Origin of the sequence: Rhizobium sp. BK538 (assembly GCF_014197575.1) — a bacterium.
Taxonomy (GTDB): domain Bacteria; phylum Pseudomonadota; class Alphaproteobacteria; order Rhizobiales; family Rhizobiaceae; genus Rhizobium.
Window position 1 is genome coordinate 164,895 of record NZ_JACIFT010000007.1, and the last position, 15,206, is coordinate 180,100.

Annotated in this window: 15 protein-coding genes; 3 read left to right on the forward strand and 12 right to left on the reverse strand. The window is 59.9% G+C overall.

Annotation, left to right across the window (positions count from 1 at the left end):
* Window positions 1-61: 61 nt before the first annotated feature.
* Window positions 62-1,600 (reverse strand): aldehyde dehydrogenase family protein, encoded by a 1,539-nt coding sequence (locus tag FHX09_RS10790; protein ID WP_132588636.1) that lies wholly within the window; start codon window positions 1,598-1,600, stop codon window positions 62-64.
* Window positions 1,601-1,617: 17 nt separating this feature from the next.
* Window positions 1,618-2,901, reverse strand: coding sequence for an FAD-binding oxidoreductase (locus FHX09_RS10795; RefSeq protein WP_132588637.1), 1,284 nt, complete (start codon window positions 2,899-2,901; stop codon window positions 1,618-1,620).
* 220 nt (window positions 2,902-3,121) lie between these two features.
* Between FHX09_RS10795 and FHX09_RS10800 the strand changes: the two genes are divergently transcribed.
* Together FHX09_RS10800 and FHX09_RS10805 are read left to right on the forward strand one after the other, a co-directional pair.
* Window positions 3,122-4,012 (forward strand): LysR family transcriptional regulator, encoded by an 891-nt coding sequence (locus FHX09_RS10800; protein WP_132588638.1) that lies wholly within the window; start codon window positions 3,122-3,124, stop codon window positions 4,010-4,012.
* A gap of 72 nt (window positions 4,013-4,084) precedes the next feature.
* Window positions 4,085-4,321, forward strand: a complete 237-nt coding sequence (locus FHX09_RS10805) for an Lrp/AsnC ligand binding domain-containing protein (RefSeq protein ID WP_007794587.1) — start codon at window positions 4,085-4,087, stop codon at window positions 4,319-4,321.
* Between the two features lie 47 nt (window positions 4,322-4,368).
* Here the strand turns inward: FHX09_RS10805 and FHX09_RS10810 are convergent, their stop codons facing one another.
* The 7 genes from FHX09_RS10810 to epmA form a co-directional block, all read right to left on the reverse strand.
* Entirely contained in the window at window positions 4,369-6,843 is a 2,475-nt protein-coding gene (locus FHX09_RS10810) for a glycoside hydrolase family 2 protein (RefSeq protein ID WP_132588639.1), read from the reverse strand.
* Between the two features lie 16 nt (window positions 6,844-6,859).
* Window positions 6,860-7,822 (reverse strand): DUF1839 family protein, encoded by a 963-nt coding sequence (locus tag FHX09_RS10815; RefSeq protein ID WP_184449924.1) that lies wholly within the window; start codon window positions 7,820-7,822, stop codon window positions 6,860-6,862.
* Window positions 7,823-7,830: 8 nt separating this feature from the next.
* Window positions 7,831-8,739 (reverse strand): amino acid--[acyl-carrier-protein] ligase, encoded by a 909-nt coding sequence (locus FHX09_RS10820; RefSeq protein WP_184449926.1) that lies wholly within the window; start codon window positions 8,737-8,739, stop codon window positions 7,831-7,833.
* 4 nt (window positions 8,740-8,743) lie between these two features.
* Window positions 8,744-9,925 (reverse strand): acyl-CoA dehydrogenase family protein, encoded by a 1,182-nt coding sequence (locus FHX09_RS10825; RefSeq protein WP_184449928.1) that lies wholly within the window; start codon window positions 9,923-9,925, stop codon window positions 8,744-8,746.
* Complete coding sequence (locus tag FHX09_RS10830; protein ID WP_007794604.1) at window positions 9,926-10,177, reverse strand: acyl carrier protein; 252 nt, start codon at window positions 10,175-10,177, stop codon at window positions 9,926-9,928. It lies immediately after the preceding gene.
* Between the two features lie 261 nt (window positions 10,178-10,438).
* Window positions 10,439-11,491 carry a lysine-2,3-aminomutase-like protein gene (locus FHX09_RS10835; RefSeq protein ID WP_184449930.1) on the reverse strand — a complete coding sequence of 351 codons (1,053 nt, stop codon included), beginning with the start codon at window positions 11,489-11,491 and terminating at the stop codon, window positions 10,439-10,441.
* Window positions 11,488-12,555, reverse strand: coding sequence for an EF-P lysine aminoacylase EpmA (gene epmA, locus FHX09_RS10840; RefSeq protein WP_132588643.1), 1,068 nt, complete (start codon window positions 12,553-12,555; stop codon window positions 11,488-11,490). The genes FHX09_RS10835 and epmA overlap by 4 nt, the downstream gene beginning before the upstream one ends.
* Window positions 12,556-12,707: 152 nt before the next feature.
* On the opposite strand from epmA, the gene efp reads away from it, so the two are divergent.
* Window positions 12,708-13,277: an elongation factor P gene (gene efp, locus FHX09_RS10845; RefSeq protein ID WP_007794613.1), complete on the forward strand. Its 570-nt coding sequence runs from the start codon at window positions 12,708-12,710 to the stop codon at window positions 13,275-13,277.
* Window positions 13,278-13,365: 88 nt separating this feature from the next.
* Here efp and FHX09_RS29770 read toward each other — a convergent pair whose 3' ends face one another.
* From FHX09_RS29770 to FHX09_RS10860, 3 genes are all read right to left on the reverse strand, one after another.
* Window positions 13,366-13,926, reverse strand: coding sequence for a reverse transcriptase domain-containing protein (locus tag FHX09_RS29770; protein WP_348649165.1), 561 nt, complete (start codon window positions 13,924-13,926; stop codon window positions 13,366-13,368).
* A gap of 719 nt (window positions 13,927-14,645) precedes the next feature.
* The gene (locus tag FHX09_RS10855; protein ID WP_132588644.1) at window positions 14,646-14,909 is read right to left on the reverse strand and encodes a YMGG-like glycine zipper-containing protein; all 264 of its coding nucleotides are present in this window, start codon (window positions 14,907-14,909) and stop codon (window positions 14,646-14,648) included.
* 27 nt (window positions 14,910-14,936) lie between these two features.
* A complete protein-coding gene (locus tag FHX09_RS10860; protein WP_007794620.1) occupies window positions 14,937-15,092 on the reverse strand; it encodes a DUF3309 family protein in 156 nt (51 codons plus the stop codon).
* Window positions 15,093-15,206: the final 114 nt, after the last annotated feature.

Consider the following 15,206-nt stretch of genomic DNA (forward strand, 5'->3'; position numbering starts at 1 on the left):
AAAAGGAAAAAGGGTGATGACGTGTTATGTCATCGCCCTTCCAGCTGCAATGCAGCAGCAGTCATTCAACGTCAAACTTCACGCCCTGTGCGAGCGGCAATGTCTTGCCGTAGTTGACCGTGTTCGTCGCCCTGCGCATGTAGGCTTTCCAGGCGTCGGAGCCGGATTCGCGGCCACCGCCGGTTTCCTTCTCGCCGCCGAACGCACCACCGATTTCGGCTCCGGACGGACCGAGGTTGATATTGGCAATTCCGCAATCCGAACCACGAGCCGAAACGAAGGTCTCGGCTTCGCGCATGTCATTCGTGAAGATCGAAGAAGAAAGCCCCTGCGGCACGGCGTTGTGCAGTTCCAATACCTGATCGAAATCCGTGTACTTCATGACGTAGAGGATTGGCGCAAACGTCTCATGCTCGACAGGGCCAGTCTGTGAGGGCATTTCAACGAGCGCCGGACGGACATAGAAGGCGTCTCCCGCACCGTTTTCGACGCGCTCACCCCCGGTGACCTTGCCGCCAGCCGCCTTCGCCTGTTCCAATGCGGACTGCATATTGCCGAACGCCTGCTTGTCGATCAGCGGCCCGACGAGCGTACCGGCCTCCAGCGGATTACCGATCGACACCGAGCCATAGGCCTTCTGCAGGCGCGGAACGAGCTTGTCATAGACGCTCTCGTGAACGAACAGGCGGCGCAATGTCGTGCAGCGCTGGCCGGCCGTACCCATGGCTGAAAAGGCAATGCCACGCAGCGTCAGATCAAGGTCGGCGGTTGGGCAGATGATCGCGGCATTGTTGCCGCCGAGCTCTAGGATCGACCGCGCGAAACGCTGCGACAGGCGAGGACCGACAGCGCGGCCCATGGCCGTCGAGCCGGTCGCGGAGACGAGTGGCACCTTGGGATGGTCGACGAGGACTTCCCCGACATCGCGACCGCCGATGAGCAAGGTCGAGAGGTTGGCAGGCGCGACGCCGCCTTCGGCAATGAACCGCTTCAGCGCCCTTTCAAAAAGCGCTTGAACGGCAAGCGCCGTCAGCGGTGTCTTCTCCGATGGCTTCCAGACCGTCGAGTTGCCGCAGACAAGCGCCAACGCCGCGTTCCAGGACCAGACGGCGACCGGGAAATTGAAGGCCGAGATGATGCCGACGACACCAAGCGGATGCCAGCTTTCCATCATTCGGTGTTCCGAGCGCTCGGTGGCAATGGTTAGACCATAAAGCTGGCGTGACAGGCCGACGGCAAAGTCGCAGATGTCGATCATTTCCTGGACTTCGCCGAGCCCTTCGGACGTGATCTTGCCAACCTCGATCGAGACAAGCCGCCCGAGAGCGTTCTTCGCAGCACGAAGCTCTTCGCCGAGCAGGCGCACGAGTTCGCCGCGCTTCGGAGCAGGGACGGCCCGCCAATCGAGGAACGCCTTGTGGGCGGCCTCAATCGCAGCCTTTGCCTCGGAAGCCGAGTGCTCCTTCAGCGCCCCGATCTCCTTGCCAGTGACCGGAGAGGTGACACGGAGCGTGCCGCCCGTATAGCGGTGGGCACCGACGCCCAATTCTGTGAGCAGTCTTTTCGTCTCGGTGGCGAGATCAAGTGCAGAAATGGTCATGGGTTCAACCTCGTTTCTCAAAAGCGGGCGTCGGCGATATGGGCCAGTTGGGCGCCGGCTTCGTACCACATTTCCTTCACGGCGCGGAAGCTCGGTTCGGACGGCGCGGTAAGCGGCAGCGGCAGGTCCGCTTCCGTCGTCTGCCCCAGGATAAGCTGGGCAAGCGTGCGGCCGAACACCGTGCCGGGCGCGATCCCGCGACCATTATAGCCGGAGAAGCCCACGACATTCGGCGCGAACCTGTGGAACCGCGGCAACGCATTGGCGGTCATCCCGATCTTGCCGTACCACTCACACTCGAACTCGACGTCCCCAAGCTGCGGAAAGAGCTTCTTCAAAGACCGTTTGGCCCAGGCCGTGTGGATCCCAAGCCCGGTATTGCGCAGAGCACCAACGCTGCCGAAGACAAGACGTCCGGCCTGATCCATGCGGTAGGACGACAGGATTTCCTTCGTATCCCAAACGCCTTCGCGCCCTGCAAGAATCGAACCGCGCAGATTGTCGCTGAGCGGCCGGGTGGCCAGATTGAAATAGGGTAGGTGCACCTGCTCGTTGCGCACCGCTTCCCAGGGACCGGTGCTATATGCGTCGGTCGCCACGATAATCCAGTCGGCCGTGACCTCCCCCTTTGCGGTCTTGATGGTCCAGCGATTGCCTTTCCGCTCGGTCCCGATGACGGGGCTCGACGTGTGGATTGAAACGCCAGCCTTGACCGCCGCATGTGCAAGGCCGCGGGCGTAGGCGAGCGGCTGCAGCGTGCCTGCGCGCATGTCGAGCAACGATCCCGTATAGGCACTGCTGCCGACACGCTTGACCGTTTCGGCGGCGTCAAGCAGCACCACCGGCGCCCCGCGTGCCGCCCATTGCCGGGCGCGATCCTCAATCTCCTTCAAGCCACTCGCGCCAACGGCGACGTGAAGCGTGCCGTTCCGTTCGAGCTCACAGGCAATGCCGTGCTTGTCGATCAACTCCATCACCAGCCTTGGAGCGTTGCCCAACAGGTCGAGCAAACGCTCGCCGTAAACAGGGCCGAGAACACCGGGAAGGTCGTCAGGCATCACCCACATGCCGGCGTTGATCAAGCCGACGTTGCGGCCCGCGCCGCCGAAGCCGATCTCCGCAGCTTCCACAAGCACGACCTTTGAGCCCGCCTCGGCCAGATGGAGACTTGAGGAAAGCCCCGTATAGCCTCCGCCCACGACAACGACGTCGGCGCTCACGGCGCCGGTAAGCGCGGAAGTCACAGGCGGCTGCGGAGCGGTTTTTTCCCAGAGGCCGTGGGAGCGGGGATCGTTCAGCATCGATCAAATCCATCCATTAAACTGGCGACATTCTAGCGCCGTGCCTTTGCTCATGAAACCACTGATCAGGCTGCCGGCCACAACCTCGGGAACGGTGGGCGCGGCAGATCGATCGCATTTCCAGTTCATTCCGATTCCGTCACATGAATTACTTTACAAAGCCCCAGATGCCGTAAATATCGACATTTAGGAAACAGCTTATTCTCAAATGGAATGATGGATGCTGCCGTCACGAAGATTTCTTCCCTCGACATCCTTGCTGGTCGCATTTGAATCTGTCTCACGCACTGGCAGCGTGACGGCTGCGGCGCGTGAACTCGACCTCACACAAAGTGCCGTCAGCCGCCAGATCAAGGCACTGGAAGAGCAGCTCGGCGTCGAGCTGTTTCTGCGCGAACGTCAGACCGTGCGGTTGACCCTCGCCGGCGACGCCTATGCGCGCGAGATTCGCGAGGCACTGCGACGCATTTCGAGTGCATCGCTGAACCTCCGTGCCAATCCGCATGGCGGTACGCTCAATCTGGCCATTCTCCCGACATTCGGGACGCGCTGGCTGGCCCCGCGGCTCGGACGCTTCCTTACTGCCAATCCAGGGGTGACGATCAACCTCGTCACCCGACTGTCGCCCTTTGACTTCCGGCTCGATTCCATAGACGCGGCCATTCACTTCGGTCACCCGCATTGGCCTGGCGCGGAGCTGACATTTCTCATGTCGGAGAGGACCGTCCCGGCCTGCAGCCCCGAGTTCCGCAGCCGGCACGCGATCAGCACGGCGCAAGATTTGCTCGGCGTTCCACTGCTGCATCTGACGACGCGGCCGGATGCCTGGGAGCGCTGGTTCGCCGACAATGGCGTGAATTTTCAGACCGTGCACGGCATGCTCTTCGACCAGTTCGCGACCGCCGCCCAAGCGGCGATGGCGGGTCTCGGCGTTGCGCTGCTGCCGACCTTTCTCATCTACGACGAGCTGAAGCGCGGCGACCTGATTGCCGCCGTCGATCGCGAAATGGAAAGCAGCGAGCGCTACTACCTTGCCTATCCGACAGAACGGGCCGACTACGCGCCTTTGGAAGCATTTCGCCGCTGGATCGTTCGAGAAGCCGCCATCTGACGGAACAGCTTGCGCCGACATGGCGCTTTCGACCATTATGCGCCGAACCAGAATATGATGCAGGAAACGTCGATGAAGCCAATTTTCGTTCAGCTCCAATGCGCACCCGGCAAGACCTACGAGGTCGCCGACGCCATTTACCAAACAGAGCGCGCTTCCGAGCTCTACTCGACGAGCGGCGACTATGATCTTCTGCTCAAGGTCTACATCGAAGAAGGGCAGGACATTGGCAAGTTCATCAACGATAACATCGCCAACATACCCGGCATCGTGCGTTCGCTGACAACGCTGACCTTCAAGGCGTTCTGAGCAGCCGTTTCAAACGCCTGCCAATCCCGCAATGGCAGGCTTGGGCTTTAAAATGAGACGGCTCGCGAGCTACCTAGGCTTGTGATCTCACCGGACGGCGCTTCTCCATCTGCCGACCCCGATTGCGGAAGCAACCGGACGCGTTTGGCGGCGCCGGGGGCAAGATGAAACCAGTCGTCGTCCGGTCGATAGCCATCAATACCGATGTGGACGGACTGTGCGAACCTGTCGACTGCGATATCGAGCCCCCACGCATTGTCCTTTCGCGTCACCGCCACCTGGATTTCGGCATCGTGGAAGGCCTTCGAGCGCCCCAACGGAAAATGGAAGGCGTCGGCGACCACCAGACCACCATCCGGCAGACGCAAGCGAGCAACGGTGACGTCGTGAGAGGGTGGGCCGAAGCGGAAGGCGTAGGTCGTGTCGAAAAATGCGCCAAAGAGATCGGTGGCGGCAAAGGTCTCGCGACTTCTCGGCGCCAAAGTCAGAATGCGGCCGCCACTGACGACGTGCTGCTTGCCGTGCCTCAAACAAACCAGCTCGAGATCAAGCTGGAGAGCGTGCTCGGTCTCATTCAGCACGTGAACGTCGAGGCCATTCGTGCCCTCGTCGGTCACGACCACCTGCACCGGCCGGAAAGCGCGGCACAGGGCATACCAGGCCGGCTTCGGCTCGCCGGTTGAATCGATCACACCCCAACCGGCACCAGGCATCAGATCCTGCAGCGTCCAGACCAATGCGCCGTTGCATGTCGACCCATTGCGGCGCCATTCGGCGAAGGTTGCTTCCACAACTTCGCCCGTGACGACGCGGGAAAGATCGAGGTACCGCTCGCGATCTTCACGACGAAGCCGCGCCGGATCCTCGCGATAGAGTTCTGCCAGATAGAAATCCCTTACGTCCTCGAAATCCCACGACGCGCCGCGGTCGCGGGGGACACGCGATTTCCATAGCGGACTGTGGACCGGCGGAACATCCAGATGGCGTTGCAGCGTTGGCTGCTGTGGCACATGAGCGAAAGCCAGGCTCTCGGCCGCGAAGCGAACATTCGCTCGTCGAGCATCGTCAAGCGGTCGCATATAGGCGCCGACGCCGTAGTAATGGGTAACCCCAACGTTCGCAGAAAACGGCATCGCGCCGCCCGAAGGTGAATTTGGCACATACGGGACGTCGGGCCGCATGCGTCCGGCAATCGCCGGAATAATCTCCTCCGTGATCGGACCCGACCAATAGTCCTGCGGCAATCCAAGCATGGCCGCCTGCTGGTAGATTTCGCTGCCGCCGCACAATACCGCGAGTGACGGGCATCCCTGGACGGCGTGCAGGAGTTCCTCAACCTCCGCGTGGACATGCGCCGTCAGCGCTTTGTCGTTCTTCGGATAGTCGAAATTGGCGAACATGAAGTCCTGCCAGACAAGCAGGCCGAGTTCGTCACAGAGCTGAAAGAACTCCGGTGTCTCATAGGCCATCGTCCCGCCAATGCGGATCATGTTCATGCCCGCCTCTGCGGCCAGGCGCAAGAACGGCTCGTAGTCCGACCGGCCGCCCGGCAGCCGAACGATATCGGCGGTCGTCCAGACAGCACCACGGCAGAAGATGCGTTCGCCGTTGATCAACAGCGCAAAATCATCTCCGTGCGATCCGCGATCAATGTCAATCCGCCGAAAACCTGTTCGCCCTGCATGATGCGCGACGCCGTCGATGACAATCGAGTAATCATAAAGTTGAGGCGCGCCATGCGTGTGCGGCCACCAGAGATCAACGCCCTTCAGCTTCAGAATCGCCGAGTGGTGGCTGTCTCCAATCTTTTCGAAGGCCTGCTCGATCTCTCCACAACGAAGCATCAAATCCGGATTGTCGACATTCGTGTGAAGCGAAACGCTCAACCGCCCGGTACCGTCCGCCTCAAGCACGGCACGGACAGTGACATTGTCGATCGAAACGATATCGCGGCGCACGAGCGTGATGGCACGCCACGGCCCAACCGCATGAATTTCAGGACACCAACCCGGCATCCGTCCAAGCAACGTCGTGCGAACGTTCTTCAAGCCTTGCGGCGTGATCATCTGCGGACGCCAGCGGGCGCGAGGGCCGGATTCGGCCAGCTTTGGCGCAAGGGCTCGGAAGCAAAGTGCCAACTCATCGCCGCCCGAGAGCGTCACCGGTATCTCGTGCATGGTGAACATGCTTTCCGACGACAGGATTTCCTGGCCATTGAGGAAGACATGACACAGCGTTGCCAACCCCTCGAAGCGCAGGATCGCGTCGCCGGGCTGCGCGTCAAAAAGCCGGCAGAGATACCACGCGTCGCGGGTATCGAGCGGCTCCGGATTCTCGCGATCGAAGCGCCCGGCCTTTTCCAATGCCGCGGCGACAGTTCCCGGCACTTCGGCGGCGATGTACTGTGCGGATAAGGGAATGTCATGAGGGGTTGCGCAAGCGTCCGGCTCCGTCAGAACCAGATTCCAGCCTTCGGCGAGCAGAGTTTCCTCCGCGCCGACACTCGCCAACCGTCCCCGCATGCTTAGACTCCCGGCTTCACAGGCGCTCCTTGAGCGAAGCCATCATGGAATCCCATGCATCGGCTGCCGGATCAAGCGCTGCGCGCAGTGGATCATATTTCTTCCGCGTCACAGCCCGGGCGAGCTGGAACTGCACCGACTTTGCAATTTCGGAAATCCGGCGCGCATCAGCGATGGCAGACGAGAATTCGTTGCCAGAGAGCCAGGCGAGATGGTCGCCGGCAAGTTCGAAATTGGCGCCAAACTGGCGTAGCGTGTTGAACGCATACTTGTGAAAGAAGCCAAACGGCCGCTCTGCGACCGCTTCCACCTGCTGCGGAAACACTTCGGCGAAGGCCCGAATAGGATTCGAGACCGGCCGGCGACCGAAGTGACGTTCAAGAAGTTTGCGCGCGGTGGTGCTGACATGCGCAGCCTCAGGAATACGGGCGGGAAACTTTGCAAACTCCGTATATGGAAGGAACGACGGATCTTGTGGCTTCAGGTTGAGCTGGAACAGCCCATCGAAGTCTTCGCCCTCGAGCTGAAAGTAACCACCGTTGTGAAAATACTCGATGCGCTTGCCGGCGAAGTCGAGCCTGTTGATTGCGACGGTGGTCTTGCCATGCTCGGTCCGGTAGGCAGTGCCCTGCGTATCGGGCATATAGAAAGAATCCATCTCGATCAGGCAAAGACGCCCGCGTGCAATCTGCACCTCAACGTGCCGTTCGACGCGGTCGAAGATGGCAAGTTCGGTGACGCGGATGTCGTAGAGTGCCTCAAGATCCTCGAGGGGCACCTTGAAGAAGGTGAATTGATCGCCCTCGAAATCCTGGGTGAGCGTGAAGCCAAGCATCGCCTCCGGCGCAGCGCCGACGGCGTTCAGCACTTCGATCCAAAGGTCGACGTAGCAATTGGTTTCAGGCCACATGCGCTCGCTGGAGTGCAGCGGATGCGGCTGATAGCCGTCCGGGCGCACCCGTGGAAAGACGGCTCTCATCGTTTCGTTCAGCCCCACAGCGCTTGACGCACCTTGGAAGGCCAATGCTTGACCTCGAGCCCGTGGTGATGGAACAGCGCGAGCGCGATGCGTTCAAGCCCGAAGCCAACGCAGGCGGTATGCGCAACGCTGCCGTCTTCAAGATAAAGGCCCCATTTCGTGCCGAACGCATCCTGATGGTAGTTGAAGCTCATGCAGGCCGTCGGCTTAACAACCGAGGTGATCGGAATGAGCAGCTCGAACTTCAGGTTCTGATCGCGCTGATTGTTAGCCAGCATTTTGCCGGCGCGGCCGAAGAACGGATCGTTCGCGACATCGATGGCCACATCGAGGCCGACCGCCTTCATCATTTCGACGCCGCGGTCCATCCAGCGTTGACGGAAATCCGTGACGTGCTCTTCCATACCCATGCAAATATATTCACGCATGCGGAAGAGCTGCTGGCGCGCGGGATCCTGCGAAGGCTCATGGCGGAAGCAGTAGGATTGCAGATCGAAGAGGCTGCCACTCATCGGCAGTTTGCCGCGGCGAGCAACTGTCGGATAGAGCGGATAGCATGCCGCAGGAGTCAACACGATGTCAGTCGCCTGCTGATCCTTCGTCCAGTCGTCACCCACTTCCATGCATTGAAGGAGGCTGACGTGGTCGAGCTCGCTGCCACAGAAACTGTGAACGGTGCCGGCAAGCTGCGGGAAGCTCTTCATGTAGCCGCTCTTCTCGAAGAAGGCGCGATTCATCCCGGGCGGAAAACGCATCGCTTCAGCGCCGTCGGCGCCGCCGAACTTGTCGATCAGGCGTTCGAAGGCGGCGATCACATCTTCGAATTGTCCGCTGCGCCCGTAAAGACCGTCAACGCCCGTATCGATCAGGAGGCCCGATTCAAAAAGCCTGTCCAGAAACGTTGTCTGCACGTCCATGTCGTCACCCCAGTAAGCTAGTGTCCTGCTTGTGGACAAGAAGCATGCTCGACGTGTTGCCGAGGATGCGGTCGTTCGAGATCATGAGTTGTGCGGAGTGGGCATCGCGCAGATGTCGGCCGACGCTGAACGGCGTGCCATTCTTGTAGCCCATGATCCCGCAAATCAGCATCACGTGATTGACGATTTCGAGAATCGTTTCCGATGACGCAATCTTCACGTTGTTCATCGTCACGGCAAAGCCCATCGAGGAAAGCTTGTCTGCGTCGCTCTTGGCATCCTCGTAGGCCTTCAGGCCGGCGACGACGTTCGAGCGAACCATTTGCAGCAGATTGGAGACCTCGGCCAATCGCAGGGCTCCGGGCGGTGGCGCCCCTGGTGACTTGCGCGCCGCAGCGCGCACGAACGCCTGCGCCCGCCCCACGGCATCGACGGCGATGCCGTACCACACGCCGCTCCAAAGCAGGTGCGATGAAGCCAGCATGGATTGAGCCGCGATCTCCGCGAAGGGCTTCGGTAGAATTTGTCGAGCTGGGGCCTCGCCTTTGAAGAGGAAGCCATCCGAACAGGTACCGCGCATGCCGAGCGTGTTCCACGCGTGGGTCTTTTCCAGAGCGTACTGCTCCTTGAGGAAGACAGTCAGGACCTGATCGGAGGAAGCCGCATTTGCATGGGCGCGCGACGTAATCATGATCGCATCGGCGTAGGAGCCATAGGATATGACGGTCGCGTCTTTGTCGAGACGGCAACTATCACCCTCCACCTCGATCGCACAGATGCTATTCCTGAGATTGCCGCCAATGCCGCCCTCCGTCGTCGCCGATGCGATCAGCAATTGCTCGGCCGCCACGCGTTGCATGAAGGCCCGATGCCATTCGCTCTCGGCGCCGTGCTCGACAAGACTGCAGAGCTTGATGTGATGCATGGCGAAGACCATGGCAGCCGCCGAACACGCCTGCCCAAGCATCGAGCACAGCTCGGCTATCTGTACGATCGTCGCGCCTTCGCCCCCGCAATGGCGTGGGATCTGAATTCCGAGCAGTCGCTCGGCCCTCATTGCCTCCACCGCTTCGTGCGGGAACCTCCCATCAAAATCGACGGAGTCCGCATGCTTTGCCGCAATCGCTGACACACGGGCGACTCTGGAGGCAAGATCCTCTTCCGCGATTTTGACCGGAAAGTTCATTTAGGCGACCTTCCGGCTATCTTTGATCTGGTCGACAGTCTTCGCGATCGCCGCGATGCTGGCGAAAGACTTGCGATTCAAGAGATTGTCGGGAAACTCGATATCGAATGCCTCTTCGATGCCGAGCATAAGCTGCACGGAAGCGAAGGAAGTTAGGCCCACCGCATAAAGGTCGGCATCGTCGGCAACTTGGTCAACAGAGACGGGAAGCTTTCCAAATTTGACCAGGAGCTCACGGATCGTAGTATTCATTATGACTTCTCCAAGATGATCATATCTCGAGTGGCGAAACTGCCTTGTTCTCGGAATAGACGTAGTCTGGAAAAGACAAAATTCTCCTAAATGACGTAGTTAAAGTGAGCTAAGCACCTCAACTAAATTCTTATAGGAGAAACGGGATGACGTGGAACTTACGTTGGATTTCAATATCTTGCCTACGATTTATATTCTCGCGCCATGAAGAGGTCTCGCGACACATTGTTCAAGAACAACACTTCGCCCGCCCCGTTTTCACTAGGCGACCGGCGGATACAGGTGCTCGGCACCGCGATAATCCGAAACAGAATAGCACCCCTCGCCCGACTCTCTGATCGACTGCTCACCGATGACGGCCTTGCCATGGCCGCCCGGTATGTCGAGTATGTAGGTGGGTTGGCAGAGACCGGAGATCCGGCCGCGCAAAGCGGCGACGATCTTCTGCCCTTCTTCGATCGTCAGCCGAAAATGGCTCGTGCCGGGAGCGAGGTCCGGATGGTGCAGATAGTAAGGCTTCACACGCGTCTCGACGAAGGCCTTCATCAACCCTGCAAGTACTTCTGGATCATCATTGACGCCCCGCAGGAGCACCGATTGGCTGACCATGACAATTCCGGCATCGATCAGGCGGGCACACGCCGCGCGTGCCTCTTCGGTCAGTTCGCGAGGATGATTGGCATGCAGCGCCACGTAGGCGGTTTTGCCACTCGCTCTCAGGGCTGCAATCAAGGCTGCATCAACTCTTGAAGGATCCACCACGGGAACGCGTGTATGGAACCGCACGATCTTCACGTGATCGATCGATGCCAGTTCGCGAAGAATTTCTTCCAATCGTCGCGGAGACAGCACCAACGGATCGCCGCCCGTCAGGATCACCTCCCAGATTTCCTTATGGTCTCGAATGTAGGCAAAGGCTGCCGTCATTGCCTCGGGGTCTAGCGTGCCCAAGCCTTGCGGGCCAACCATCTCGCGGCGAAAGCAGAAACGACAGTAGACTGGGCAGACATGTACGGCCTTCAACAGTACCCGATCGGGATAGCGATGAACGATCCCCTGCACGGGACTATGGGCTTCGTCTCCGATCGGATCCGCACGCTCTTCGGGCACGACGTTGAGCTCGGCCGCATCTGGTACGAACTGCCTGGCGATTGGGTCTGCAGCGTCCGTGCGATCAATCAAGCGCGCGACCGCTGGCGTCAATGCAATGGCGTAGCGTGCGGCTACATCAGCCAACGCGTCCCGGTCTCTCTGACCCAGCAGCCCAGCGCTTTCCAGACCCTCGACGGTCTTGATAGGCACGATACTGTTCATCTGCCGTACTCCGCGACTGGGGCCCACATCACCTGATCGATCCGCGACGCGCCGGTTGCCAGCATCACCAACCGATCGAAGCCGAGAGCGATCCCGCTTGCCTCGGGCATGATGGCAAGCGCGTCCAGAAAATCCTCATCCAGAGGATAGCTTTCGCCGTAGATGCGGGCCTTCTCAGACATCTCGATCTCGAAGCGACGGCGCTGTTCCGCCGGATTGGTAAGCTCGCCAAAGCCGTTCGCAAGCTCGACCCCGCAAGCATAGACCTCGAAACGTTCGGCAACACGGGGATCACGAGCGGAGGGGCGCGCCAACGCTGCTTCCGACACCGGATACTCGTCAAGAATGGTCACTCGACCGAAACCCAAATGAGGCTCGACCTTCTCGACAAGGACGCGGCTGAACAGATCGGCCCAGCCATCATCGTCCGCAACACGCATGCCGATCCGCTTCATCTGGTCAGCGAGATGCGCCCGATCCGTCGCACCATCGGCGCAAACGGAAGCCAGGAGATCGATGCCGGCATAGCGTTCGAAAGCTGCGGCAACGCTTGTTCGGTCCGGCCCTGCGAACGGATCGCAGTCACTGCCTTTATAGGTGAGCCGTGCCGTCTTCATCGTTTCTGCAGCAAGCGCCAAAATGCGAACGCAGTCCATCATCAGGCTCTCATAGCTTTCGCCCACACGATACCACTCAAGCATCGTGAATTCCGGATGATGCAAGTGTCCACGCTCGCGATTGCGATAGACGTGTGCGAAACAGGCGATACGCTGCTCTCCGGCCGAAAGCAGTTTCTTGCAGGCAAACTCAGGCGATGTATGCAGGTAAAGCGGCGCCGCCGTCTGGCCGTCGGTCGTCAATGCTTCAGTGGCAAACGCATGAAGGTGCGCCTCGTTGCCTGGCGAGACCTGCAGCGTTGCGGTGTCGACCTCCAGAAAATCCTCGCTCAGGAAGTAGCCGCGCAATGCAGACTGGATCGCATTTCGTCCAATCAGGAACGGGCGGCGGTCCAAATGCATGCTCGGCGTCCACCACGGCGACACTTTGGCGATCGAGGGATTCATTGGCATTTGTCCTGACCGACCTGTCCAACCCTGGGGCTGGCTATTTGCCGGATTTTAGGTTAGTTGCGCCCCCAAAGAATAATCACTCGCGTCTCCGGGGCTGTATCGACAGTCCTCTACGACGCCAAAAGCCGAGTTACAAGGAAGTCTTAATGGTCAAGGTCATCGCCTCTTCCGTCCGCAAGGGCAACGTTCTCGACGTAGATGGCAAGCTCTACGTCGTTCTGACTGCCCAGAACTTTCATCCGGGCAAGGGCACGCCGGTTACCCAGGTCGACATGCGTCGTATCGTCGATGGCGTCAAGGTCTCCGAGCGCTGGCGTACGACCGAACAGGTGGAGCGCGCTTTCGTCGAAGACGTGAACTTCCAATACCTCTACGAAGATGGCGAAGGGTTCCACTTCATGAACCCGGCGACCTACGACCAGGTCGTCGTCGACAATGAAACGATGGGCGATCAGAAGGCCTATCTGCAGGAAGGCATGACCTGCATTCTGTCGATCCATGAAGGCGTTCCGCTTGCACTCGAGCTGCCGCGCCACGTAACTCTCGAAATTACGGAAACCGAACCGGTCGTTAAGGGCCAGACGGCTTCGTCGTCCTACAAGCCGGCAATGCTGTCGAACGGCGTGCGCACCATGGTGCCGCCGCACATCAACGCCGGCACGCGCGTTGTTATCGCGACGGAAGACAATTCCTACGTCGAGCGCGCAAAGGACTGATCGTCCGCTTCAGCGCTGAGAACTATGGCCGCTTCGGAAACGACGCGGCCTTTTCTTGTCGGCGACACGTTCGTATCGCGACCACTGTTCAAATCGGCATAGGGGGCGATCGTATTCGATCGCGCCCCTGCCACACCACCCGGCATGCGGATCCGCACCGGGCGGTTCGAGAGATTGAGGTTATGCGAGCCTGGGCATTCCGAGTTGGTCGGCCCATTTGATGGTGAGGATGCTGTTGAGGAGTTTGCCGCTGTTGCGCCACCAGCGACCGGCATTGGCTGCCACTCGCTGTGCCACAAGAGGGTTTGCCCCCTTTGCCAGCATTTCGCGGAAGATCGTCGTGCCACGCCTCCATTGTTTGAGCTGGATTGCTCACACGGTGACGCATCCATTCATCCAGCTCCAGGACGGCATCGTGCGCACTCCTTCCCGGACGGAAGCCGTAGCTGTGCTGGCTGAAGGTCGGATCAAGGATTGGCTGAAGGACTTGCAGGAGCGCCTGTTGGATCAGGCGGTCCAGCACCGTGGGGATGCCAAGCTCGCGCTCGCCGCCCCCCGGCTTCGGGATCATCACGCGACGCACCGGCTGTGGCCGATACGTCCCCTCCCGCAGCCTGTCGCGGATGGCAGGCCAGCACTGGCGTAGCATCGCGGCCGTCTGGTCGATATCCAGTCCGTCCGCGCCCGCAGCGCCTTTGTTGGCGCGCACTTGTTGGCGCGCACCTGCTTCCACGCCTGCAGAAGGTTCTCTCGCCGCAGGGCCGCCTCAAGCAGCCCAGCACCTGTGTCGTTCCCGATCCGCGGCGGGAGCGCGGCTTCGTCAAGATCGGAGCCTGGGCGGGCTTCACCCGCTTGCCCCTCCGATCTCCCGGACATTCCCGGCATCTGACGCATGACCTTGCTCATCCTTGGAGGAACTTCACTCTCTCTCGTTCAGCCCTTCGTTCGCACCTACCTGCTCCCTACTACGACCTCTGCTGACTTCTCGCTCCGGCTCGACACCGTCGCCCTTTCAGGCGCAAAACGAGATCTCCCAACAGGTAAGAACGCACTCCTTCACTGCACGACCGCCGGATTTACGCCACCGACCCTTGGTCACAAGAGCTTCGCGGTATGTTGCCCGCTCGCCCTGGTCGGCATCGCCTCATATCCGGTTCTTGTTCATCGACCCGCAGTTGCGATCCACGCTTCCTCCCCACGGTCGGTCGCCCTTCCGCAGTTGCGCTTCTCTTCGCTCGCGATGACCAGCTTACGGTGGGACTTCCACCCACAAGAATGCGCCCATGCTGGGCGCACAACAAAAAAGCGCCGATTCAGCCGGCGCTTTCGATCTCAAGATGATAAGCCTGCTAGGCGCTGGCCCGGGCCTTAGTAACGTGGGCAACGTGCTTCGTAGCGGCGGCCGTACCGATCCCTGTAGACGCAGTAGCCACGCCGCTCAACGGAGTGGCCGATCAATGCGCCAGCAAGACCACCGGCAACTGCGCCCACGGCAGCGCCGCCCCAGCTGTTGCTGACAGCACCACCGATAATGGCGCCTGTACCGGCACCGATCGCGGTACCCTGTTCAGTCGCCGTGCAGGAGGCAAGCGCACCAACGAGAGCGCCAATGAGCACAATCTTTTTCATCATGAGATATCTCCCAGTTTTTTCCGTCGCTTAGATGCGACCAAGCAGCACAAGAATAATAATAATCACGAGAACTAGCCCTAAACCGCCCGAAGGTCCATAGCCCCATCCCCGGCTATAGCCCCAATTCGGTAAGGCGCCGATCAAAAGCAGAATAAGGATAATCAGAAGTATCGTGCCAAGCATGGTTCAAGTCCTCAACGTCGTTACACTTGGAATGGACGAGAAACACACACCACCGTTTTTTGTTCCCTATGCATCAACTGTTCCGCTTTGATGGAAAAAACCAGATCGAGCCGC